This window comes from Aliikangiella aequoris, assembly GCF_053709105.1.
Window position 1 is genome coordinate 946,426 of the sequence record NZ_CM132298.1, and the last position, 23,811, is coordinate 970,236.

Consider the following 23,811-nt stretch of genomic DNA (forward strand, 5'->3'; position numbering starts at 1 on the left):
TAGCCTTTTAGGATAAAAACACCCATTTTGTGAACTTGCCTATAGTTTGCGCTTTGGCTTAGCTTTTTTGGCTATTTTATCGCCACATGGGATGATTTTTTGATTACAATATTCCCCTTAAAGTGAGCGTATCTTCGGTTGACTAAGCCGTTATATCACTAAACAACCAAGCGTTTGATTAGAGAGCATTTATAGCTGTTTTCATGGTTTTGAAATAATCCCTAGTTAAACTGAGCGCATAATTTGATTCAATTAACAAAGGTTAATGAGTATCAAATAAGACGCTGAGAATTTATGAATAATGTTGGATGAGAAGCGGCCATAAGCACAACTGGCTGGGAGGTTAAAATGGGATTAAGGCTACGGGAAGGTGAACAAGTTGTTCCGCAAATGCAGGTGACAAAGCGGCATATACGCTATTTTGATAGTAAAACTTGTGAATATTTAGGGCAATTTCCATTGAGCACCGTTAGTGAAGGTTATTTACGTCAAATTTTTGGACTTGAACCAGATAACCCTATGCTTTTCAGCTATCGTGTGACTTCAAAGCAACAGGCGTTTATTGAAAGAGTTTGTGCGAGAAAGTTAAAGTTAGATAAATATCAATATTTTATTGAGTGTGATTTTATTCATATGGCTAATCACAAGACAGCCAACCATTAGAAGATGCTAGCATTTACTTATCGTAAGACGATTAGAAACATCTATTCACAATTATTTTTCTTTTGACTTGTCCTGCTAGCTTGCAACTCTAGTTGAAAAAGCAAACAATGCTAAACGTGTTTTTAGTCTAAGCAATCACTGCCGCTTATTGATAAAACTAAAAATATAATTCAGCTAACAATAATAATCCGCTTACTAAAGGGTATTCAAATGAAGAATCTGTGGCTTGCTTGTCTGTTATTTTTTACTAGCGGGGTCTACGCCCAAGACTCGGTTTTATATCAAAAGCCATCTCAAGAAATTTTAGAACTGGTTGATGTGAAGCTTGCACCAACTACATTGGTTGATGATGCACAGAAAAATATGCTGTTGCTGTCGCGAGACACTTATAAATCAATAGAAACACTATCTAAACAGGAAATGCGACTAGCGGGATTAAGAATTGATCCGCAAACGAATATTGGTAGTCGGGTTACTTATTACAATGATGTAAAAATCCAAAAAATTGCCACAAAACAAACCCTTGCTATTAGTGGTTTGCCAGCTAAGCCGCGTTTAACTAATTTTCAATGGTCTCCAAACCAGCAATATATGGCAATGACTCATACTAGCGATTCAGGCCTGGAGCTTTGGTTAATTGACATACCAAAAGCGACAGCAAGACAGCTATCGAAATTAAATTTAAATGCCAATATGCGTGATGTAATAAATTGGTTTGCCGATAGTCAGTCATTGCTGGTGAAAGCGCTTCCTAAAAAACGTAAAGCACTTATTGATGCTAAAGCTGCTATTCCCACAGGTCCTACAATTTCGGTAAGTGATGGAAAAAAAGCGCAAAATAGAACTTATCAAGATCTCCTTAAAAATAAAACCGATGAGTTTAATTTTGAGCAATTAGCCAAAGCAAAAATATATCGTGTTGATTTAAAAGGTAAGGCTACTGAATGGCTTGCTGCAGGTATGTATGCCGATGTATCAATTTCGCCAAACGGAAAGTATGTCTTGGTAACTGAACACAAAAAACCTTTTTCTTACCTTGTTCCTTATTATCGCTTTCCAATGACGGTTAATGTATACAGCCATAAAGGAAAAAAAATTAGTCAGATTGCTGACGTTCCTTTAATTGAGGATTTGCCTAAAGGTTTTATGGCGGTTAGAAAAGGGCCGCGTAATATTGGTTGGAGAGACGATAAACCAGCGAGCTTAGTCTATACCCAAGCGCTTGATAATGGCGATCCGGCAAATGAAGTTAGCTATCGTGATGAACTAATCATGTTAAATGCACCATTTAAGGGGGAAGGTACACGCTTAGTAAAAACTATCAACCGATTGTATAGAGTACTTTGGGGAAATGATAATTACGCAATAGTTGAAGATTATTGGTGGAATAACCGAAATACGAAAAGCTATTTAATTAATCCTGCAAGTCCGAAAGATAAGGTAGTGCCATTTAATGATAGAAGCTACCAAGATAGATATAGTGATCCTGGTGACTTTGTGATGCAGCGAAATCAATTGGGTCGTTCAGTGCTAGCAATAGCCAAAACTAAAGCTTACTTACTCGGTGATGGTTATAGTGAAAAAGGCCAATTTCCATTTCTTGATGAGTTTGATTTATCGACTAAGCAAAGTCAGCGAGTTTATCAATCAAACTTAACTAATAAGCTAGAAACGCTTCGCGATTTTAGCATTGAAAAACAACAGCTATTCGTTAGGATTGAGTCGAAAAGTGATTATCCTAATTATTTTTTAAGAAATTTAGCAACGAATAAAGTTACTCAAATAACTGACTTTGAAAACCCGTTTAAAAGCATTCAAAATGTGACTAAAAAAGTCATTAATTATCAACGTAAGGACGGGTTGGATTTATCGGGCACGCTTTATTTGCCGGTTAATTATGAGGCAGGAAAAAAATACCCAATGATTTTATGGGCTTATCCGCGAGAGTTTAAAGATAAATCCAGTGCCGCTCAAAATACTCAAAACCCCAATGAGTTTACTTACCCTTATTATGGATCGCCGATTTATTGGGTAACCAAAGGTTACGTAGTACTCGACGATGCCGCATTTCCAATTGTCGGTGAAGGCAATGAAGAACCCAATGACTCTTTTAGAGATCAATTAGTCGCTAATGCTCAAGCGGCAATTAATGCGGTTGATGCGCTCGGCTATATCGATCCGACAAAAGTCGCTGTTGGTGGACACAGTTACGGCGCTTTTATGGTGGCAAACTTATTGTCACACTCTAATTTATTTGCTGCCGGAATTGCGCGTAGTGGTGCATACAACAGAACGCTAACACCCTTTGGATTTCAAAGTGAGGAGCGTAGCTATTGGGAAGCGCCTCAAGTATACAATGCGATGTCGCCATTTATGCACGCTGATAAAATGAAAACACCCTTATTACTAATTCATGGCGAAGCAGATAACAACTCTGGTACTTATCCATTACAAAGCGAGCGATATTTTAATGCCTTGAAAGGATTAGGTGCTCCTGTAAGGCTAGTGATGTTACCAAAGGAAAGTCACGGTTACCGAGCTAAGGAAAGTATTCTTCACTTGTTGTGGGAGCAAGATCAGTGGCTGGAAAAGCACCTAAAGAGTAAGTCCCAGTAATTCTGCGCTGCCGGCGGCTTTAACAAGCAAGTTGTTAATAATTAACTGTTTTTGCTTAGCTAAAAGCCGCTGTTGCAGTGCTAGCTGGACTGCAACTTCACCCGCCCACCAAATTAAAAACGCATTTGCTAATTAGCGGCAATGCAAGCCGAAATCTAAGCCGAAATGCAAGCCGAAATGCAAGCCGAAATGCAAGCCGAAATGCAAGCCGAAATGTAAAGCGCCGCTAGTCGTGAAAACTTTATTCATCTAAAAGTTTCTCAATTTTATCAATCAGTTAGCTATACATTTCCCAGTGCCAGCAGGTTATTGTAGCCTCCGTTAATGACAACTTGGGACCGTTTTAGCGATAAATCGCGGCAGCTTTATCAGGCAAGAAAGAACTAGCGCTTAGCCAGACTCGGATTAGTCTGGTTATTGTGGTATACTCCCGCTCCATTTTTGAAAATAGAGTAATTCAATGTCTAAAACATACGAAAGCTTTGAGCTTAAAGCGAGTTATGGTGTTGGCCGTAACATGGGAATGCAGTTATTAAATCAACCTTTTGATGGCATTGATATTGATGCTGTAGCACAAGGTCTTATCGATTCTTTCACTGCTAAAGAGAGCCCTGTAAGTCAAAGTGAAATGGAAGAAGCTTTTCAGCATATCAGTAAAATTATGCAAGCTAAGCAAGCTGAACTTTCTAAAGCGGTAATTGCAGAAGGCGAAGCCTTTTTAGCCGAAAATGCTAAAAAAGACGAAGTAACCGTAACGGATTCTGGCTTACAGTTTGAAGTATTAAATGAAGGTTCAGGCGACAAGCCAAGCGAAAATTCTACTGTTCGTACTCATTATCACGGAACACTTATCAATGGCACGGTATTCGACAGCTCGTATGAGCGCGGTGAGCCTGCTGAGTTCCCTGTTAATGGTGTGATTAAAGGTTGGACTGAAGCATTGCAAATGATGTCAGTAGGATCTAAATACCGTTTAACAGTACCGCACCATTTAGCTTATGGTGAGCAAGGCGCAGGTGCTGCTATTGGGCCATACCAAACATTAGTTTTTGACGTAGAATTAATGGAAATTGTAGCTTAATTAGTTACAGCTACATTCTATAAAAAAGGCGCTAAAATTAGCGCCTTTTTTTATTCTTAAATTTTAGTCAGGAAGCAGCCACTTACTTAAGCTCTCGCGGTTTGCAAGCACAATTTGTTGTGCTTTAGGATTGCTGTGTGGCATTGCGGTATCAATTCTTAGTAATTGCAGATAGTAAGTAATTAAGGTCGCGCGTGTATTAATAACAAGCTGTCCTTGCTGCATCGCAAAGTCTTTTTCAATGATCACTTTTTGTGCGTTGGATAGACGAGGATCGGGCGTAATGATAATGTCGACGAAAGTATTCCAATCAGTATCGTCTTGCTCAGTTAGAGTCGCGTCTAAAGTAATCTCGGCGATGTCGGTCATTCTCGATAGTAAAAAGTCTTTAAATTGGAGCGACTCTTCACAAAATGCGCGTACATGCCAGCGGTAGCCATTAAACACCAACGTGTGAGGGGCTATCATGCGATCTCTAGGTTCTGGCTGCGTTAAGGAGCTATATTGAATTTCAACGCGCTTTTTATCTTTTGCTGCCTGAATAATCGGGCGAACGAATGTTGGGTCGATATTACGAATGAGCGGTTGAATAGTTACCGTTTGTGCTTGAGAGAGTTCTAAAGAGTGAATATTGGATAGTAAATCTTGTTGAAAGCTTAGTAACTGCAAGTATTCATTAATATCGCCTTGAGTTACCACGCTGTTAAACGCAGCAGTTGGCCGGTAGCCTTTTATAACTTGATCGTAAACGAGATTGTTAGGCGCGACTTCTTTAATATATTGATTGATATGTTTACTTGCTTGTTGCCTGCCTATTCCAAACGCTTGCATAAGCGCTTTGCTGGTGAGGCGTCCTTCCCATAATGACAGTATTTCAATTAATCGATATTTTAAGAGTAAATCCCAGCGGTAGGGCCATTGGTTTGTTTGCGAAGTTTCTTTTGGCATATTTATATCGACTCTTAATAGTAGCAAGCGGCTGTGTCTGCTTGAAAAAGCGACACACTTGAATAATCACTATGGACAAGTGACCTAAGGCTACCTAAGATACCTAATAGAAACAACTCTGATATTCGCTATTGACGAAAATGTTTAAATTTTATCCACTATTTTAATTTTAAAGGATGCTTTATGAGCGATCATCAATCCCATGCTAGCGCACAAATTGAATGTCCTAAATGCCAAACACTGATTGATGTCAATCAAGTTCTGGCAAAAAAACTTGATGATGAACTGCGCAGTCAATACGAAGCACAAGCTAAACAGCAGCAACAGGCCTTTGAACAAGAGCGTAAAAATCTTGCTGATGAAAAAGCGACTTTGGAAAGATTAAAACAAAGCCAACAGCAAGCGGTAGAAGAGGCTGTAGCGGCAAAATTAAAACAGCAGCAAGCAGAATTGACTCAAAAGTTAAAAGCCCAGCTGGCGGAAGAACAAGCCGACCAATTAAGTAGTTTACATAGTGAGCTAAACGAAAAGTCACAGCAGCTAAAAGAGTTTAATAAAGCCAAATCTGATATTGAAAGACTAAAGCGTGAAAAAGATGAGTTAAAAGATAGTATTCAAGCAGAAGCCGAGCGCAGGTTAAATCAGCAGCTGCAAATTGAGCGAGAAAAAATTCAAAAATCTGAAATGGAGCGCAGCCAAATGGGGTTGGCTGAAAAAGAAAAAGTGATTCAGCAGCTTAAAGATCAATTAGACATCGCTAAAAGAAAAGCCGAACAAGGTTCTATGCAACTCCAAGGTGAAGTGCAAGAGCTAGCCATAGAGCAATGGCTGCAAGAGCAATTTCCGTTAGATATAATTGACGAAATTAAAAAAGGTGCAAGAGGGGCAGACTGTTTACAAATTGTTAATACCCGTAACCGAAAAAACTGTGGCAGCATTTACTATGAAAGTAAGCGTACTCAAAATTTTTCTCCTAGTTGGATTGAGAAATTTAAAAATGACATTCGCGAAAAAGGTGCTGATATTGGTGTGTTAGTTACCGAAGCTATGCCAAGTGATATGCAGCGAATGGGCTTAAAAGAAGGAATATGGATTTGCAGCTTTGAAGAGTTCAAAGGGCTCAGTTTGGTGTTAAGGGATTCAATGGTTCGAATGAGTCAGGCCATTGCTATTCAAGATAACAAAGGCGATAAAATGTCAATGTTATACGACTTTTTAACGGGTAATGAGTTTCGAATGCAAGTTGAAGCCATAGTAGAAGGATTTACACAAATGCAAGATGACTTAACTAAAGAAAAGCGTTCTATGGCTGCCATGTGGAAAAAGCGTGAAAAACAAATTGAAAAAGTCTTAATCAACACCACGGAAATGTATAGCTCAGTTCAGGGTATTGCTGGTACGGCAGTTAAAAGTTTACCCTTGTTAGAGCTACCAGAAAATTAACAAGGTATGTTGTTAGATAAAAATAAAAAACCAAAAAAAGAACCAGTCGTAAGTTAGATATTCTATGCCTCATTAAACCTGCCCCCTGGTCGGGCAGGTTATTAAAGCGCTAGCCTTAGAATCAGTACCGCTCCTCGAATTCTCATTCAATGGCGGCATTATTTTCATCCTGCTGGTTTTACAAAGCATGTGCAGGATGGTGTAAAAAACTAATCATTTATTATGTTAATTGCCCAGAATGTCGATTTTTCGATTGGCTGATTTTATTTGAAAATTTTACCGTTCACAATTTCTGTGTCTATGCTGCTTTGTTACAGAATTAGCGTCTCGGAACTTGGCGTGCATTGTAAGGTAAAGTCTTAACTTGCGATTGAGCAAGTCAGGCCATATCAGAGTCAAGACAATTAGCTTAGCTTAGGTTAACTTAGCTTATCTAGGGTTATACCCATATTTAAAATCTTTACCTTCTTAAGTAAAAGATTTAAGCCGAGTCAGAGTCAGAATCAGACTGATAAATATTCAAAATAAAAGGAATTCCTGGCCAAACTTGCAAGTATAGGTTGACCTGCCAGTCTTCAAGTAAAGTTCTAAAATTTGTTATCTTGCCTAAGTCCGATAGTGAGTCAAGCTGGAGTTTAACTCGTCTTGTTTCGCCACTAGGTATGGAAAAGCCGTTGAGGTCGATAATGGCAATATTAACGGCTAACTTATCAATATGAATCTGGCTTTTTTCAATTACAATGTCAAACTTGGTTGGATTATGAATTTCTAAATCAAAGCTTAAATTGGTTAGTGCTTTACCATTAAAAAACTGACTAAAGCTAGGTAATTTATAGTCAAAAGAATTCCAGTCAATCGTATACTCTGCTTTTAGCAGCTGGCTTTTGTGATGCAGGCTTTTTGCCAAACTAATGTGTAAGTATCCACTGCTTACTAGCAACATGCCAAGAAAAATAAAACTTAGCATTGTTGAGCGGGTAGAAGGAGGAGACGTTGCTCTTATTTCTTTAATTAGCATACTTGCAATATGAGTTCCTGCCGGTATCGCCATTGTAAGCAGTAGCATATTCGCTAAAAATAAATAAACAGTTATTTCTATAAAGCTTAAAGTTTGTAAACTAAACATCCATTTGGCAAGTAAGATACTCGGCAAGCTATACAAAAGTCCAAACAAGCAGAGTAAAGTAGGTTGTTTAATTAAAGCCTTTAAAATTATTGGATAGTCTAAGCGGTGGCGCTGCAGAGTTGGTGAAATAAAGTCGAGGCCAAATGTAAAAAATAGGAAAAAATAGCTTAAAACCAGTGAGCTAATTTTAGCCCAAGGGTAAGGGTAGTATCCTATCCATAGAATGACTGATTGAGCCGTTACATAAAAGAATAGTAGCCGCGTTTCTTCCCATGCTTGTTTAATTAAAGGGAACTCTTTAATTGGGCCGTTTGCGTAGCCAGCTTCTTTTTCAAATGCAGCAGAAAAATATTCTTTAATCGGAAATAAAAAAATTGATGCTACAACTAAAGAAGCGCCAATAATCATATTGCCAAGTACCGCTTTGGCTTGTGATTCGTAGAAGAATAGCAGTAGCTCTTCTGAAAGTTCATGCCAAGAACGTGGAAACAAGTAATCAAGGAGGAGGTTTTTTAAATATATTTCGTTTTCTAGTAAAAGCCAGCCAAATAATGAAAAAATCACTAACCCAGCAATTAAATAAGCTAGCATCCAAGTGAATGACTTAGCTTTTATATTAATAAGGGTTGCAGGTGCTTTAACTAATGGTTGAATAAACTGTTGAGATAAACGCATAGTTATGATCTTTAAATTTTATTATTACAACCTTGGTTCGTCTTTTAGTTGTAGTGTGGCTAAAGTATTATTGGCGACATATTGCTTATGTCGCTGTGCTAAGCAAAATAGTTTTAATTGGTTAAATTTAACCTAAATGGCGCTGTTGTCGTAACGAGCGTTTCGTTTGAGAATCACTTGTTTTAACTTTATCTGAGACAAGCGTGAGCCCTTTAAAGTTCCCTTTTAGCTTTGAATTTGCGTAATCGACTTCTAAGCTAGTCACTACTTTGTGGTGTCGTTCTGGAAAAAGCTCGGCAACCGCTTGAGCAACGTATTCGTAAAGTTTCTTCAAGTTAATTTGGTGAGTCTGTCCGGTTTTAGCAAAAATCCAGTCGGTAATCTTGAGGAAATCATGAAATGGTCGGTTGCCTAATAAATGCGCTAAGGTTTGTTTAAATCGGCCAGAATTTCCAACCATATCCCAATACCGAGCAAACCGGTTAACTCTTTGTAAAGTAATAAAGTCTGTCGTGCTATTACTTAAAATATTATAAGGAGGCAATGGATTGAAGCGGAGTTTGAATGCCTCGGTGTGGCGAATAATTGGACTGCCTCTTAAGCGCTTTAAAATACCCATTTGTATTTCATGCGGGCCACAAGCATATAGTTGGTCAAAGCTTTCCTCAAATGTTGCCAAGGTTTCACCGGGTAGTCCAAAAATTAGATCTGCATGAATATGTGCGGTGGTATTATTTTTTAACCAAATTAAATTCTCTTTAGATTTATCATTTTTTTGGCGTCGGCTAATATTCGCTTGAACGGCTTTGTTAAATGTTTGTATGCCAACTTCAAACTGCAAGCTGCCAGCCGGAAACTTGACTAAGGTTTGTTTTAGTTTTTCTGGAAGATGATCAGGGATCACCTCAAAGTGCAAAAATAAATCCTCGTCCATGCGCTCTAAAAAAAAGTTCATTATTTCTAAAGTATTGCTAATTTTAAGGTTGAATGTTCGGTCGACAAATTTAAAATTACGAGCGCCGCGTTGGTAAAGTACATCCATCTCCTTAAGAAACCGCTGCTGTTCAAAAGGGTAAGCATTGGTATCTAATGCTGAAAGGCAAAATTCACATTTAAAGGGGCAACCCCGAGATGCCTCTACGTATAGGAGACGATGCTTCAGGTCTTCATCGGTATAATATTGATAAGGCATTTCTAAGTCTTTGAGCTCTACTGGCTTTGACCTTAAAATCTTATTCTCAGGCGCATTGTGACTCAATATGTCATAGCAAAGTTTTCTAAATGTTAAGTCGGCTGCGCCGGTAAGAATGTAATCTGCAAACGCGACAATACTTTGTTCTTCTGTTTCATAGCTAACTTCTGGGCCGCCTAGAATTATTATGATGTCCGGTGCGACAGTTTTAAGTTGACTAATCACCGCTGCAGTTTCCACTACATTCCAAATATATACACCGAAGCCGACAATCTTAGGCTCTTCTAAAAGTATTTGTTCTACAATATCGATAGCTCGAGTATTGATTGTAAACTCTTTAATACTACATTCATTCTGAAGCTCACCTAAGTTAGCATATAAGTAGCGCAAACCTAAACTAGCGTGAATATATTTAGCATTGAGAGTTGAAAGTAAAATTTTAGCCATGATGTCTGCTCTGTCGATTATTCGTCGACTTTCACACCCCACAAATCATGTTCATCGGAGTGAATGATTTGTACCCAAACTTTGTCGCCGGGTTTTACGTCAAATTCATCGGTTAAATGAACTACGCCATCAATTTCTGGCGCGTCTGCGTAGGTGCGTCCTATTGCTCCGTCACTGGTGACTTCATCAATGAGAATTTGGTATTCATTGCCAATTTTCTGTTTGAGTTTTAGTGCACTTATTTCTGCTTGTACTGCCATAAATTTTTCTAATCGTTGCTCTTTTATAGCTTCACTCACTGGGTTAGGTAAGTCATTTGCAGTCGCGCCTTCGACCGGCGAGTATTTAAAGCATCCCACACGATCCAGCTTTGCTTCGCGCAGGAACTCTAATAGTTCTTCAAATTCAGCATCTGTCTCTCCAGGGAAGCCAACGATAAAAGTAGAACGAATCACTAATTCTGGACAAATTTCACGCCATTGATGTATGCGCTCTAATGTTTTGTCAATATTACCTGGGCGTTTCATTAGTTTGAGAATGCGAGGGCTGGCATGTTGAAAAGGAATATCTAAATAGGGAAGAATTTTTCCTTCTGCCATTAGCGGAATAATATTGTCAACGTGAGGATAGGGGTAAACATAATGCAGTCTAACCCATACTCCCATTTTTCCAAGTTGTTCACACAGTTCTAGCATGCGAGTTTTTACTGGCATACCTTCCCAAAAGCCCATGCGGTATTTAGTATCGACGCCATAAGCTGAAGTATCTTGAGAAATAACCAGCAGTTCTTTTACACCGGCATTGACTAATCGTTTTGCTTCGCTTAACACGTCGCCGATTGGGCGCGAGTCTAAATTACCGCGCATTGAAGGAATAATACAAAAGGTGCAGCGATGGTTGCAGCCTTCAGATATTTTTAAGTAAGCAAAGTGCTTCGGGGTCAGCTTAATACCATGATCTGGAACTAAGTTGATAAATGGATCATGTTTAGGCTTTTCTACATGTTGATGAACTTGCTTTAATACTTCTTCGTAGGCATGCGGGCCGGTAATGCCAAGCACACTCGGGTGAATTTCTTTAATTTCGTCTTCTTTTTTGCCTAAACAGCCGGTAACTAGCACTTTACCGTTTTCTGCAAGTGCTTCACCAATCGTATCGAGTGACTCTTGCACCGCGCTGTCTATAAATCCACAGGTATTAACGATTACAAGTTCTGCATCGTCATAACTTGGCACCACATCGTAGCCTTCGGTTCTTAACTGGGTCAATATTCGTTCAGAATCGACTAAGTTTTTAGGGCAGCCTAAGCTAACAAAACCTACCTTTGAGTTTCCTTGAGTGTTGATTTTGCTAGTTTTTTTAGCATTATCAGCTAAGGTTTTTCTTGGGATATCTAAAGTTGTGGTTTGTTTGGGGTCAAATTTCTCGACTGTCATAGCGGCCTAGTTTAGGTTTACGGCAAAAAAGTTGGCGGATTATACCTGATTTATCCGGTTAGGTCAGGTTAAAAATCAACCAATCAATGCGCTAAGGCATCAGTCTCCTGTTGTTTGTTTGGTGAGCTTTTATCGGTAGATTTACGCTTTTAGTGCGCTTTAAAATTTATTTTGAGAGTAAATGTAATTAATTATTATAACGCCTACATATTTTTACAATTGGTTAAGTTTCAGTTCATAAAAATTCAATTAAACTGGCCGCAAGTTAGCTAACTAATCAGTTTTAGTTTTCTAGCCAACATAAAGTAAATTTTATTAAACGTAATTAGTAAAAAACTGTAGAGGATATACAATGAAAAAGACAGCGTTGATTCTAGGTTTAGCGGTACTATCGGGTTCTGTTTTGGCTGATAACTACCAGTCTCAAGTTGATTTAGATCTTTTTGATAGCGAAGGGAATCAAGTCATTAATTTAGCTGGAAGCTACTATTTTGACTCGGTAAGCACGAATAGTACTCCTTGGGCAGAAGCTGCATTTACTGGTAGAAATAGTAATGTAGCTGCTTCTTATACTGATTTTGATGGCGATGCCAGCGCTATTGGAATCATGGGTGAGTTTATGGGGGACGCAAGCAATAATCTATATGCTTCGATCGGTGCCGTCAATATCAAGGCTGATGGTCAAGGGAGCGAAACCGTTTTAGTTGGTGAGCTGGGGTACTTTGTTGCTAAAAACTGGTTAGTATCAGTACAAGCGAGTGATGAAAGTAGCAGCCCAATCTTTCTAAAAACTAAGTATGTAGGCGAGTTAGGCGGGGGACAGTTCTTTAATGTTGAAGCGAGTATCGATGATGCAGACAATGACATTCATTTGGCCGGTGATTTTTATTTCAACCCGCAAACCAGCGCTGGTGTGTCATTATCTGATGCAGAAGGTTATGATTATGGGGTTAACTTCCAACACTTTTTCAGCCCAAGTATCGCACTTAAAGTAGGTTACGATTCAACCGATTTTGGCGACACAACTTCAATAGGATTAACTGCAAGGTTCTAAAATGTTGGCTCATTAGTATAAAAGAGCTTATTTGCTAAGTTAAAAGCCGCAATAATAATTGCGGCTTTTTTATTGTAAATTTTTTATAATTTGCAAAAACTAGTTGAGTCTTGTTGCATAGGTCACTAATCTAGGTAAAACAATGAAGGAGTAAGAATTAGTGCGTTGTCCAAAGTGCCAAAATATTGAGTTAAAACCTACTAAGTTAGAAGATGGATTGCTAGCAATGGGTTGCGTAAAGTGTCAAGGGGCCAGTGTTTCATTATTATATTATCGTGATTGGGTAGAGCGTACTGGCAGTTTGCATAATGCGCCAGATGTCGCACTATTAAAAGGTTTAGATAGCGAAGATACAGCGGCTGCATTATCTTGTCCTAAGTGCGCAAAAATTATGCAAAAGTACCGTATTTCTGGTTGTTCCAGTAATCGTTTGGATCTGTGTCAGTCATGTGATGAAGCTTGGCTAGATGGCGGTGAGTGGGAACTGTTAAAGGCATTAGAGTTAAGCAAGGAAATACCTTTAGTATTTAGCGAGCAGTGGCAAAGTCAGGTAAGAAAAGATGTTTCTGACGAAATTCGCCGGCAGCGTTTTGCTAAAATTTTGTCTCCTCAAGATCTCGAAAAGTCTGACCAATTGCGCGACTGGTTAAAAGACCACCCGAACAAAGCCGACATCATTTTTTATATCAACCATGACTAATGTTTAATAGAGTGCCATCCAATTAAAAACTAAAACTAGGGCTAAATATGTCTGCAGAAGATTATACTTACCAAAAGCTAATCGATTTTATGCGTCAATCAACTATCGAAGGGTTACTCAACCCTGCAGTAGCAAAAAGTCGTCTGAATGCAGTAGAGCAGCTATCCGCTGAGTTAAGCGATAGTGAAAGGGAGGATATACGTAAGATTAATGTAGAACAGCTCAGTAGTCGCTTTCATAAATTACACGATAGTAGTATTCGTCCAGAAGTTTTAGAGCTTTATGTTAAACGCATGAATGCTGCTTTAGTCGACTACTTAGCGTGGCTCGACAATCCTCAGTCTTTTTTCTCTATTGGTGGTGATACCATTAGAAAAGATAAGCGTTACCAAGCCAGCGAAAAAGAAGTTTCGTTTGAGGAAAAAGCTCTCGAAGAAATCACATTAAGCAATGTGCAAAAAGAAGCAAATATTTTTTCTATTCCGTTGCGCGAAGATATCACTGTATTTGTGCAAAACTTACCGCTCGACTTATCAAAGGTAGAAGCTGAAAAAATTGGCAAGGTGATTAGTGCACTGGCTACTGAGAAAAGTGGAGACGCCTAATGAATTCTAGCAGAATGCTTTTAATTGCACCGCTAGCGGTATTTGGCTTTAGTGGTATCGGTTTTTATCTTTATTTTATTAACCCCAATATTAGTGGTCCTTTCCATGATAATTTAGTACCTGAAATTATTGGGTTTTGTTTAGAGGGGTTCTTTTTAGTCGGATTAATTTCATTAATTCAGTCTTCGCGCGAACGCGCAAGACGTAAAGAATTATGGTTAAGTTTGCGCGGCGGATTACGTGGAATTTTGTCTAATTTAGATATTGCCTTTCTTTCTCCTAATGCAGAGCCAACCGATACGCTTGTGTTAGAGCAAGATTTATCAATCGTCAATCGGTTTATGCAAGAGTTGCAAGACAATCGCTTAAATTTGCGCAGTATGACCTCATTAAAGCGAGAGAGTATTAATACCATAGCGCTCGCACGCGACATGATTCCGGTTGCTGCGCAATTGAGTGCAGTACATATGCGGTGGTGGATTGCCATAGTCGATAGTTTAAGGCAATTATCAGAGGCTAATAATCGAGAGTCTGTAGAGCAGAGCGTGTATTTGCTGTTAGAAAATATGAATGAGTTTGATCGCCAAGGTTACTAAAGTCATTGACTAAATCATTTAAGTATTCCAAAACAACTTGAGCTGCTCAACAAGCCGCTCAATATTATCACATTGTTTAAGCTGCCAATGAGGCGGCATTAGAGCCTGATAGTCGGCTCTGGCAAAGCGAGGGTCAACTAAGATGACTACACCTCTATCTCGCTCTGAACGAATAACCCTACCCGCTGTTTGCAATACTCGAGTAAAACCTGGGAATTGAAATGTATATTGAAATCCATTGTAACCTAAATTATCAAAGTGAGTCTGCATGAGCTGATTTTGCAAACTGGGTGATGGCATTCCCGTACCTATTATTATAGCGCCATCTAATTTATCACCATGATAATCAATGCCCTCTGCAAAAATTCCTCCTAAGATAGCAAAGCCTAAAACGGCTTCTGTTTGGTTAAAAAAGTGATCCAGAAATGCTTTTCTCTGTGCGGTATCGCTCGCTTTATTTTGTATTATGCAATTAGCTTTTGGAAACAGCTGAGTAAAGCTTTGGTAGACATCGAGCATATAGGTATAAGAAGGAAAAAAGATTAAATACTTTCCAGATTTTTGCTGGATAATATTAGCTAAAAGCTCGCATAGCCGAGATTTAGAGTTTTCTCTTTGGTTCCATCGAGTATCAACAAAATTACAATGCAGCGTTAATTGGTTTGATTGAGGAAAGCTTGTTGTTACCCTAGCGGTTGTAGTCGCTGGGTTAAATCCAAGGAGTTGCTTATAAAAATCGAGCGGGTGTAGAGTCGCCGAAAAGCCAATACTGCTAGCCGCGAGTTTGAGTCTTTTGTTTAAAAATTCGCTAGCATCTAGGCAGCGTAATTCAATTTCACTATTAGCTTCTGGTTGTCTTGGTAGAGAGTTGCCATTTGGTTGGGCTTGAGTTTGTGGCTTATCTTGGCTCACAAACTGGTTAGTAATAATTCTATGTGAGCCGGAGTAGAGTTGAGTGATTGTATAGTAGCAATAAAGCTGCTTAAGCCAGTCTGTGATTCCCGCATACTCCTGCTGTGTAACCTGTGCACCAAATCCAGAATTAACTTGGCTCATCGCAACTGCTTCGAGTAACGCTTCAAGTGACTGTGATATGTTTTTTGGTGGTGAAGCTGGTTGGCTGCCGTTTTGGCAGGCTTGTGAGATTGCGTTGGCTAATTTTGAAATGCAAAGTACTAGCTGTTTGTGCTTAATTAATTTTTTGCGGAAATAATTTAGTTGGTTTGTATCTAATGATGCTGAGTACATGTCGCGAGAGCGTTCTAGCAGGTTATGAATTTCATCAATAAGAAAAACACGTTTACCACTCGACGAGTCAAATGTTGCTAGTTTAACCATTGGGTCAAAAACATAGTTATAGTCACATATTACAAAGGGAAACCATGGAATTAACTGAAGGCTTAGTTCAAATGGGCATAACTGGTAATTGTCCGCTATTTCGCGAATAGTTTTTGCATCTAACTGTTTTTTGTTTAGCGCGGTGATTCTGGCTTGGGGCAAACGGTCGAAAAATCCTATGGTTCTATTGCAACGCCCATCTTCTTGTATACAGTCTAATTGCTCGTCTCTATCAGCCGAGCGGCAAGGGCAAAGTTTATCTTTTGCTTGAAGCGTTAAATACATTATATCGAGCTGAGCTGATAGCTTTTTTAATAAACTCTCCGCAGCTTGACCGGTTAGTTGTTTAGCTGTTAAGTAGACAACTTGCTCCGCTAGGCCCGTACCTATCGCTTTAAGTGCGGGAAAAATGGTCGCGATGGTTTTTCCTGAACCGGTTGGTGCGCTAACAAGTAGTTGTGACTTATTTTTAATACTTAGATAAACATTTCGCGCAAATAGATGCTGGTCTTCGCGGTAGTGCTCAAATGGAAATTGAAGTTGATTTGCGCTAGTTTTTAATAACTTAATTTGTTTTTGGTGAGCTAAGTACCAATCGCAATAGGTGGCGATTAAGCTTTGCGTAAAGCTAAGTAGCTCACTGCCGCTACAATACACGTCTTCATAGTGGTTTGAATTGGTCGTTAAATTAAACCAACTGGTACGAATAGTATAATTATCTAAAGCTAACTCGCTTTGCTGTTGGTCCGTTAAAGATAAATAATATAAGCATCCATAGACTTTAGCTTGAGCTAAGTGAAGTTGTTTTTTAGCTAATGGAATTTGTTCATGCTCTAAGTAAGTCGTTTTTATTTCTTCTATAATGGCCCCGTTGGGCGTTATTTTAAGTAAGTCTAACCGACCTTTTAAATCGACACTGGTTGTTTCATGTTTAAATCTATATTTAAGTGTGACTTCCTGTTGCCAATTAGCGCCACGCTGTGATTGTAAAAGCTGATGACCTCTAATGCCTTCAAGTGCGCTAGGTCCAAAGCTTGCTTCCGAGAATAGATCACCCGTGCGCGCACTAAAGTTTACAAGTTCGTTGACGCTTAATTTAACTTTCATTTTCGCTTAGCCATTCAACATTGACTACCTGATGAGGTATATTGTGTTGCTTAAAGTAGCTCATCCAGCGAATCTGATTCTTTTGTAGTTTATCGCCAGGGCCTTTTACTTCGATTAATTGATAACCTCCGTTTGGCGTGAAGTTTATTAGATCGGGAAAGCCGCTACGGTTGGCTTTAAGATCCTGCTTTAAGCGGTTAAAAATTAACTGCCAATCTTGGTTAGGGATTGTTTTTAAAGCTAAATCTAGTAACTCGGGAGCGAGAAGTTTAGGGTTAAATAGTGGTGAAATAATGGCTTGTTGTTGCGCTAGTAAACTAAGCAACTGACGCCGATACTTCTTTAAATCGACCATCATGGTATTGACAGCCCCATGAAAAGCGCTGCGTTTATCAAAAAAATTATTCTCATAAAAATCATGCGGTCTCGATTGAAAAGGGTGGGTAAAAGCGCCTTTTATCGGAGCGTAAATCACTTGCCAATAGCAGAGCGTAAACAGCCCTGGGAAAAGGCTATTTTCGCAATAAAAACAGTGACCGCCTTGGTTATTAAAGTAATTAGCGGTGTCAATTTCTACACCCATTCCTGAAGGGCTCAGTTGAATAACCTGAACTTTCGGTTGATAAGATTTTGGCTTTTGCCAGTCAATATGGTGTTTGCGAGCGAGTCTGTAAGCAAAGCCTTGAGCAAAGTCTCGCTCACTTTCATGCATTGATTCGGCGATAATTTTTTGGCAGTAGCTAAGCGCCTGTTTAATTTTATTCTGTTTTGCCAGTATTCTTATTGTTCTTTCTGTTGCTGGCTCGAGCGTACACTCTTGATAAATTAATAACGCATGATCAAGCGCTTCTAGTCGCTCTAGTTGGCGCGCAATTTTTATGTATGCCCGTTCAAGCCTTCTTTTTAAGGTGTCGTCTTGGTGAGTGTTTTTCGGCAATAACTTATAAATATCCAGCAATAAAGGTACTGACTGTAATGCCTTGTCATTTAGCAAATCTAGAGTTTGATAATAGGCTAAATAGCTATCAATTTTTTCACGAGACTCAAACAGGCGAGTCTGTTTGTCAATGCTGTAGTTTTCGTAGCAGTTAAGCGCTAAGTCACGTAGAACAAAGTCAGTAAGATCTTGATGTAAATTGCCAAAAAACAATAATTTATAGGTGCTAAACACATCTTGGTGGCGTAATTTAATCACCGGTTTTAGAATATGACTAAAAATACGCTGAGGCTTTTCTAGGTTAACTAGAAAACTATCTAATTCAGCGCGCTTTAACGGTCTTAATGCTGCTAATTTATCAGCAAAATCGGGTAAATTACTTAAGAGTTTTAACCATTCTTGTTTAGTAAATAATGCGACTAGGTTTACAAAATCAGTCGACTGGGGCTTTTGAATAAAGTTGAGTTCTTTAAGGCTCGCTAGTGCAGCCTGCGCGCAAGTGACTTCATCATACGAGAGTTTATCCGCACGAAAGTATTCTCCTTTGCGGGTGAGCATGCGCACATAAAGATATTGGGCACTAAGCGGCAGAGACTTAAATTGGTGATAGAAAGTTTGTTCTTGCTTATTCAGCAGATCGGAATAATGTTTATATACATGCTCAATAATTTCAAAAAAATTATCTAAGTAATATCCTTTTGCTAGCTCTACTGGCATATTGTTTAATGGCGATTCGTATTTTAAATAGATTAAACTCGAAATTACTCGAGTCGAAATAATTTGGTTAGTTGAGTCTACTGCGTTTTAGGGGGGATTGTAAAAGACTATTAATGTGAAGTATTTTACGGCGGCAAAAACAAAACTGCCGGTTAAATGGTCAGTGCTCTACTAGCTCAATTGTTATAGAAACGCTTAAACTAGTAGAGGTTTATCGAGATCTTAATTAAAAGTTGGGCTAGTTAAAGTTAACTGACTCTATGCCCATGTTATATAAAGTAAAGCCGAAGATATCAGCGTACTGTTGGATGGTTTTTGCAACAGGGGTGCCTGCACCATGCCCAGCATTTGTTTCTATTCTGATTAAAGTAGGCGCATTTCCTGCTTGTTTAGCTTGTAGCTCAGCAGCAAACTTAAATGAGTGAGCGGGTACAACACGATCATCATGGTCTCCTGTAGTAATTAACGTAGCAGGGTATTGGGTGCCAGCTTTTACATTATGTACGGGAGAATAACTTAATAAATAGTTGAACATCGCTTCGCTCTGCTCAGCGGTTCCATAGTCATAGGCCCATCCAGCTCCTGCGGTAAAAGTATGGTAACGCAGCATATCCAGAACGCCTACGGCAGGAAGTGCAACTTTAATTAGCTCTGGGCGTTGTGTCATTACCGCGCCAACCAATAAACCGCCATTTGATCCGCCTTGAATTGCCAAATAATTGCTCGAAGTATAATTTTTAGAAATTAAGTATTCGGCTGCAGCAATAAAATCATCAAAAACATTTTGTTTATTAAGCTGAGTGCCTGCTTTGTGCCAATCTGCACCATATTCACCACCACCACGCAAATTAGCCACAGCATAAATACCGCCTTGCTCTAACCATACGGCAGTAGTGACTTTAAATTGTGGCGTTAAACTGACATTAAACCCACCGTAACCATAAAGTAACGTCGGGTTTTTGCCATTAAGGGGCGTACCTTTTTTATAGGTGATAATCATAGGAACTTTGGTGCCATCTTTAGATGGGTAAAACACCTGCTTAGACTCATACAAGTCGCTATTAAAGTTAGCGCCAGATGCTTTATAAACACTAGACTTCCCTTGCTTTACGTTAAAAGCAAAAATTGTGGAGGGCATTTTGTAATTGGTAAAAGTGTAGTAAAGAGTTTCTGCGTCAGCTTTGCCCGAAAGGCTGCTTGCACTGCCTGGGCCAGGTAGTTCGATGTCTCTTACTTTTTTACCTTGATAGTCATATTGCTCTATCTTAGATAAGGCATCAACCATATATTCGGCGAAAAAATAGCCGCCGCCGGTTGAAGCATTTAACACATGTTTAGTTTCAGGAATAAAATCGACCCAGTTTTCTGGCTTAGGGTCACTTGCGTCGACCGTAACAACTTTTTTATTCGGTGCGTTATGATTGGTTACTAAAAATAACTGGCTGCCTACGTTTTCTAAAACATAGGTATCCGTTTCGGTGTGATCTAATATTGTGACTAACTCAGCATTTGATTTAGTCAAATCTTTTATAAATAGATCGTTACCTGAAGTAGAAACCGCACCTGAAATTATTAAATAGCGATCATCTTCTGTTACCTGACCAGAAACGTATCGATGTTTTTGCGCTTCAGTACCGCCAAAAATTAGCTCATCATCTTTTTGCTGTTGACCGAGTTTATGATAATAAAGTTTGTGCTGATCGGTTTTTGCTGAAAGCTCGCTTCCTTTAGGTTTGTCGTAGCTCGAGTAATAAAACCCTTCATTGCCTTTCCAGGAAATCCCCGAAAACTTAACATCGACTAGCGGTTCTTCTAAAACTTGCTTAGTTTCGGCGTCAATGATTATCACTTTTCTCCAATCGCTTCCACCTTCAGAAATCGCATAGGCGGCAATACTGCCATCTTTAGAAAAACTTAAAGTTGATAATGAGGTTGTACCATCTTCACTAAACTGATTTGGGTCTAAAAATACTTCAGCTTCCGCGTCGCCTTGTTGTCGATAAACCACGCTTTGGTTTTGTAGGCCGTTATTTTTATAAAAATAAGTGTATTTCCCTTCAACAAATGGTGCACTGGTTCTTTCGTAGTTCCATAAAGCTTCTAAGCGTTGCTTGATTTTGTCTCGGTAGGGAATTTTTTCTAAATAGTCAAAAGTAACTTCGTTTTGAGCTTTAACCCACTCTCCGGTTTCTAGGCTGCGATCATCTTCTAGCCAGCGATAAGGATCCTTTACTTTATGCCCAAAGTAATTGTCGCTAACCTCAATCTGCTTTGTTTTAGGGTATTTAACTGGATTTACCTGATTATCCATAGCGATAGCAGGCGCGCTCTGTTCTTGTTCTACTTCTGGTGTATCTAACGAGCAGCCAGAAACTAAGCATGCCGCAATTATTGAAGTCACAATTCTCATTTTAAAGTCTCAATTTATTGGTTTTATAAAAAATTTGTGGTCGAACCTTATTTAGACTGGTTCGATTGTCCCAAAGTGAGATAGTGTATCAAAATCACTGCACGTTGCCTAATAACACTATTAGCTAGAATCTATTGTATTTATTCACCTATTGCTGTACAAACTATCTATTATTCGCTTTGAAGACAAGGTGCTAACCCTTTGAGTACATTACTGTTTTTTCTGATCGCAGTGGTTATCGCTGTGCCAGTGTTTCGCAAAATTAGATTAGGCGCTATTTTAGGGTACTTAGTGGCGGGGTTACTTATGGGGCCATTTGGATTCGATCTAATCGACGATCCCAAAGTGGTTTTACACTTTTCTGAAATTGGTGTTGTCCTGTTATTGTTTGTGATTGGGCTAGAGTTAAGTCCAGAAAAATTGTGGCTTATGCGTCGCCATATATTTGGTTTAGGTTTAGCTCAGTTACTCATCTGTGCGCTAGTTATTGGCGCTGGCGTCATCTTACTAATTGACGCGTCAATGAATACAGGCTTGGTCATTGGTCTAGCGCTAGCTTTATCATCAACCGCATTTGCCATTCAGTTGATGGCCGAAAAAGGCATGCTCGCATCGCCTGTTGGCCGACGTGGCTTTGCCATTTTGCTATTACAAGACTTGGCAGTTATTCCTGTTTTAGTATTAGTACAATCTTTTTCGGTCAATCAATCTAGCGCACAGCATCCCTGGTGGCTTGGGATTATCGGCGTTTTGGGCTTATTAGTGATTGGGCGATACGCAATTAATCCGCTGTTAAAAATGGTGTCTCGCTACGGTAGCAGAGAGAGCATGACTGCGAGCAGTTTGTTAATAGTCGTAGGGGCTGCTTATTTAATGGAACAAGCTGGTTTGTCTATGGGAATGGGCGCATTTATCGCGGGAATCATGCTGGCTAACTCTAGCTTTAGACACCAGCTAGAAACCGATATAGAGCCATTTAAAGGGTTAACTTTAGGTTTGTTTTTCATCGCCATCGGCATGACTCTCGATCTCGCGAGTTTTATTCAATACCCACTGACTATTTTAGGACTTGGGTTGGCTCTAATGTTGGCAAAATGTTTGATTATTGCGGGGCTTTTAAGAATATCGGGTATTCAATGGCAGGCAGGCATTCAAATGGGGCTAATGCTAAGCCAAGGTGGAGAGTTTGCTTTTGTTGTTATGAACCTTGCAAGCGACGGCGGCGTGCTTGGTGCAGAGACGGCTAACTTTGTTAGCTTGATTGTTGGTGTGTCTATGGCGCTAACTTCACCTTTAGTAGCAATTGCTGGCCGCGTTAAGCCTTCAACTAAAGTGATATCGGAAGATGCCCCCGTAGCCGATTTACATGAAAACCCAGAAGTCATGATTGCCGGGTTTGGCCGCTTTGGGCAAACTACTGGTCGCATTTTAGCAGCTAACAACATTCCTTTTATTGCTCTCGATAAAGATGCGGAACATATTGAGTTTGTAAAACAGTTTGGTAATAAAGTTCATTTTGGTGATGCGAGTCGTCTGGATGTTCTAAAAGCTGCCGGCATTGAAAAAACTAAAGTGATTTTAGTTGCCACTGATAGTATTGAAATTACCGAGAAAATTACTCATTTGGTGGTTAAGCATTTTCCAGAAATTAAAGTGATTGCCAGAGCTAGAAATCGGGCTGCCTACTGGGCGTTGCGCTCTTGTGGCGCACATAGCGTCACCCGAGAAGTGTTTAAAAGTAGTTTAGAAGCTGCTGCGTCTACTTTAAGTTTGCTAGGGTTTAGCTCTGGTGAGGCGTTAAAGACCGTCGATGAGTTTGAAAGCCATGACATAGCAATGCTCGAGCACTCTTACGCGCATCGCGATGATATAGACAAACTGATTGATATCGGTAAAAAAGGTCGAGCTGACCTAGAGCGGCTTTTTGAGCAAGATCAAAATTAGCTAGGTTGAATATATTCTAAAAACTTGCGTTGGCAGAGCGTCGCTAGAGTTATAATTTGCCGTATGCTTAAGAATATAAATCAACTTGGATAGTTAAAGAATTATTCGCTACGGAGGTTAAAATGCAGCGTGAGCAAGTCACTGTAAATACCTTTAATAAACTAGCCGATGAATATCAACTAAAGTATATGAATTTCACTCATTACTTTGACTGCCATGATACTTTTTGCGACTTAGTCACAACGCCCAATGCCAAAATATTTGAAATTGGTTGTGGGCCCGGAAATATATCAAAATATATACTTGAAAGACGACCTGACTTTCAGTTGCACGGAATTGATTTGGCGCCTAACATGATAAAGTTGGCCCGAATAAACAACCCGTCTGCAACCTTTGAAGTGATGGACGCGAGAAACATCGATCAGATAAGAACAAAATTTGATGCGGTGGTGTGTGGTTTTTGTACGCCCTATTTATCTAAGCAAGCTGTAGAAAAATTATTTAAAGATGTAGGTAGAATCTTGCAGCCAAAGGGTATTTTTTATGTGAGTAGTATGGAAGATAAGGATTCTCGTACTGGGTTTCAATCATCAGCCAGTGGAGATTCTGTTTATACTTATTATCACCAATTTAAACACTTTAAAAAGCACCTAGAATTAAATCAGTTCAAAGTTATCAGGGTGAGCCGCAAAGCGTTTCCTGACGTTTCACAAGAGCCCACTAGCGATATGTTTATTTATGCTAGCGCTTACTAAATAATTGCTCGACTCACTAAA

The 23,811-nt window shown here is 39.3% G+C and carries 17 protein-coding genes; 10 read left to right on the forward strand and 7 right to left on the reverse strand.

Going from position 1 to position 23,811, the window contains the following annotated elements:
• Positions 1 to 348 precede the first annotated feature (348 nt).
• The 3 genes from ACUR5C_RS04230 to bamJ all read left to right on the forward strand — a co-directional run bounded on the left by ACUR5C_RS04230 (position 349) and on the right by bamJ (position 4,360).
• Entirely contained in the window at positions 349 to 663 is a 315-nt protein-coding gene (locus ACUR5C_RS04230; RefSeq protein WP_454467114.1) for a DUF7683 domain-containing protein, read from the forward strand.
• A gap of 210 nt (positions 664 to 873) precedes the next feature.
• Positions 874 to 3,279, forward strand: a complete 2,406-nt coding sequence (locus tag ACUR5C_RS04235; protein ID WP_454467115.1) for an alpha/beta hydrolase family protein — start codon at positions 874 to 876, stop codon at positions 3,277 to 3,279.
• A 460-nt stretch (positions 3,280 to 3,739) separates the two neighbouring features.
• Complete coding sequence (gene bamJ, locus ACUR5C_RS04240) at positions 3,740 to 4,360, forward strand: BamJ family beta-barrel-assembly machinery protein (protein ID WP_454467116.1); 621 nt, start codon at positions 3,740 to 3,742, stop codon at positions 4,358 to 4,360.
• A 63-nt stretch (positions 4,361 to 4,423) separates the two neighbouring features.
• Here the strand turns inward: bamJ and ACUR5C_RS04245 are convergent, their stop codons facing one another.
• The gene (locus tag ACUR5C_RS04245) at positions 4,424 to 5,308 is read right to left on the reverse strand and encodes a helix-turn-helix transcriptional regulator (RefSeq protein ID WP_454467117.1); all 885 of its coding nucleotides are present in this window, start codon (positions 5,306 to 5,308) and stop codon (positions 4,424 to 4,426) included.
• A 183-nt stretch (positions 5,309 to 5,491) separates the two neighbouring features.
• On the opposite strand from ACUR5C_RS04245, the gene ACUR5C_RS04250 reads away from it, so the two are divergent.
• Positions 5,492 to 6,751 (forward strand): DUF2130 domain-containing protein, encoded by a 1,260-nt coding sequence (locus ACUR5C_RS04250; protein WP_454467118.1) that lies wholly within the window; start codon positions 5,492 to 5,494, stop codon positions 6,749 to 6,751.
• 481 nt (positions 6,752 to 7,232) lie between these two features.
• Here the strand turns inward: ACUR5C_RS04250 and ACUR5C_RS04255 are convergent, their stop codons facing one another.
• The 3 genes from ACUR5C_RS04255 to rimO all read right to left on the reverse strand — a co-directional run bounded on the left by ACUR5C_RS04255 (position 7,233) and on the right by rimO (position 11,627).
• Complete coding sequence (locus tag ACUR5C_RS04255; protein ID WP_454467119.1) at positions 7,233 to 8,552, reverse strand: hypothetical protein; 1,320 nt, start codon at positions 8,550 to 8,552, stop codon at positions 7,233 to 7,235.
• 127 nt (positions 8,553 to 8,679) lie between these two features.
• The gene (locus ACUR5C_RS04260; protein ID WP_454467120.1) at positions 8,680 to 10,191 is read right to left on the reverse strand and encodes a B12-binding domain-containing radical SAM protein; all 1,512 of its coding nucleotides are present in this window, start codon (positions 10,189 to 10,191) and stop codon (positions 8,680 to 8,682) included.
• Positions 10,192 to 10,208: 17 nt separating this feature from the next.
• The gene (gene rimO, locus ACUR5C_RS04265) at positions 10,209 to 11,627 is read right to left on the reverse strand and encodes a 30S ribosomal protein S12 methylthiotransferase RimO (protein WP_454467121.1); all 1,419 of its coding nucleotides are present in this window, start codon (positions 11,625 to 11,627) and stop codon (positions 10,209 to 10,211) included.
• Positions 11,628 to 11,979: 352 nt separating this feature from the next.
• Here rimO and ACUR5C_RS04270 point away from each other — a divergent pair, with 352 nt between their 5' ends.
• The 4 genes from ACUR5C_RS04270 (at position 11,980) to ACUR5C_RS04285 (ending at position 14,582) form a co-directional block, all read left to right on the forward strand.
• Positions 11,980 to 12,681 carry a putative porin gene (locus ACUR5C_RS04270; protein ID WP_454467122.1) on the forward strand — a complete coding sequence of 234 codons (702 nt, stop codon included), beginning with the start codon at positions 11,980 to 11,982 and terminating at the stop codon, positions 12,679 to 12,681.
• 160 nt (positions 12,682 to 12,841) lie between these two features.
• Positions 12,842 to 13,381 (forward strand): TFIIB-type zinc ribbon-containing protein, encoded by a 540-nt coding sequence (locus ACUR5C_RS04275; RefSeq protein WP_454467123.1) that lies wholly within the window; start codon positions 12,842 to 12,844, stop codon positions 13,379 to 13,381.
• Between the two features lie 47 nt (positions 13,382 to 13,428).
• Positions 13,429 to 13,986 carry a hypothetical protein gene (locus tag ACUR5C_RS04280; RefSeq protein ID WP_454467124.1) on the forward strand — a complete coding sequence of 186 codons (558 nt, stop codon included), beginning with the start codon at positions 13,429 to 13,431 and terminating at the stop codon, positions 13,984 to 13,986.
• Positions 13,986 to 14,582, forward strand: coding sequence for a hypothetical protein (locus ACUR5C_RS04285; RefSeq protein WP_454467125.1), 597 nt, complete (start codon positions 13,986 to 13,988; stop codon positions 14,580 to 14,582). Before ACUR5C_RS04280 ends, ACUR5C_RS04285 begins: the two co-directional genes overlap by 1 nt.
• Before the next feature lie 18 nt (positions 14,583 to 14,600).
• Here the strand turns inward: ACUR5C_RS04285 and ACUR5C_RS04290 are convergent, their stop codons facing one another.
• From ACUR5C_RS04290 to ACUR5C_RS04300, 3 genes are all read right to left on the reverse strand, one after another.
• The gene (locus ACUR5C_RS04290; protein ID WP_454467126.1) at positions 14,601 to 17,027 is read right to left on the reverse strand and encodes an ATP-dependent DNA helicase; all 2,427 of its coding nucleotides are present in this window, start codon (positions 17,025 to 17,027) and stop codon (positions 14,601 to 14,603) included.
• Entirely contained in the window at positions 17,017 to 18,681 is a 1,665-nt protein-coding gene (locus ACUR5C_RS04295; protein WP_454467127.1) for a VRR-NUC domain-containing protein, read from the reverse strand. Before ACUR5C_RS04295 ends, ACUR5C_RS04290 begins: the two co-directional genes overlap by 11 nt.
• Positions 18,682 to 18,919: 238 nt before the next feature.
• A complete protein-coding gene (locus tag ACUR5C_RS04300) occupies positions 18,920 to 21,091 on the reverse strand; it encodes a prolyl oligopeptidase family serine peptidase (protein WP_454467128.1) in 2,172 nt (723 codons plus the stop codon).
• A 201-nt stretch (positions 21,092 to 21,292) separates the two neighbouring features.
• On the opposite strand from ACUR5C_RS04300, the gene ACUR5C_RS04305 reads away from it, so the two are divergent.
• On the forward strand, positions 21,293 to 23,035 hold the full coding sequence (locus tag ACUR5C_RS04305) for a monovalent cation:proton antiporter-2 (CPA2) family protein (protein ID WP_454467129.1): 1,743 nt from the start codon (positions 21,293 to 21,295) through the stop codon (positions 23,033 to 23,035).
• A gap of 122 nt (positions 23,036 to 23,157) precedes the next feature.
• On the forward strand, positions 23,158 to 23,790 hold the full coding sequence (locus ACUR5C_RS04310; RefSeq protein ID WP_454467130.1) for a class I SAM-dependent methyltransferase: 633 nt from the start codon (positions 23,158 to 23,160) through the stop codon (positions 23,788 to 23,790).
• The last annotated feature ends 21 nt before the right edge of the window (positions 23,791 to 23,811 follow it).

Bases quoted from the DNA above. Each gene is read 5' to 3' on its own strand.
- ACUR5C_RS04230 (WP_454467114.1), top strand. From the start codon at position 349: ATGGGATTAAGGCTACGGGAAGGTGAACAAGTTGTTCCGCAAATGCAG.
- ACUR5C_RS04235 (WP_454467115.1), top strand. From the start codon at position 874: ATGAAGAATCTGTGGCTTGCTTGTCTGTTATTTTTTACTAGCGGGGTC.
- bamJ (WP_454467116.1), top strand. From the start codon at position 3,740: ATGTCTAAAACATACGAAAGCTTTGAGCTTAAAGCGAGTTATGGTGTT.
- ACUR5C_RS04245 (WP_454467117.1), bottom strand. From the start codon at position 5,308: ATGCCAAAAGAAACTTCGCAAACAAACCAATGGCCCTACCGCTGGGAT.
- ACUR5C_RS04250 (WP_454467118.1), top strand. From the start codon at position 5,492: ATGAGCGATCATCAATCCCATGCTAGCGCACAAATTGAATGTCCTAAA.
- ACUR5C_RS04255 (WP_454467119.1), bottom strand. From the start codon at position 8,552: ATGCGTTTATCTCAACAGTTTATTCAACCATTAGTTAAAGCACCTGCA.
- ACUR5C_RS04260 (WP_454467120.1), bottom strand. From the start codon at position 10,191: ATGGCTAAAATTTTACTTTCAACTCTCAATGCTAAATATATTCACGCT.
- rimO (WP_454467121.1), bottom strand. From the start codon at position 11,627: ATGACAGTCGAGAAATTTGACCCCAAACAAACCACAACTTTAGATATC.
- ACUR5C_RS04270 (WP_454467122.1), top strand. From the start codon at position 11,980: ATGAAAAAGACAGCGTTGATTCTAGGTTTAGCGGTACTATCGGGTTCT.
- ACUR5C_RS04280 (WP_454467124.1), top strand. From the start codon at position 13,429: ATGTCTGCAGAAGATTATACTTACCAAAAGCTAATCGATTTTATGCGT.
- ACUR5C_RS04285 (WP_454467125.1), top strand. From the start codon at position 13,986: ATGAATTCTAGCAGAATGCTTTTAATTGCACCGCTAGCGGTATTTGGC.
- ACUR5C_RS04290 (WP_454467126.1), bottom strand. From the start codon at position 17,027: ATGAAAGTTAAATTAAGCGTCAACGAACTTGTAAACTTTAGTGCGCGC.
- ACUR5C_RS04295 (WP_454467127.1), bottom strand. From the start codon at position 18,681: ATGCCAGTAGAGCTAGCAAAAGGATATTACTTAGATAATTTTTTTGAA.
- ACUR5C_RS04300 (WP_454467128.1), bottom strand. From the start codon at position 21,091: ATGAGAATTGTGACTTCAATAATTGCGGCATGCTTAGTTTCTGGCTGC.
- ACUR5C_RS04310 (WP_454467130.1), top strand. From the start codon at position 23,158: ATGCAGCGTGAGCAAGTCACTGTAAATACCTTTAATAAACTAGCCGAT.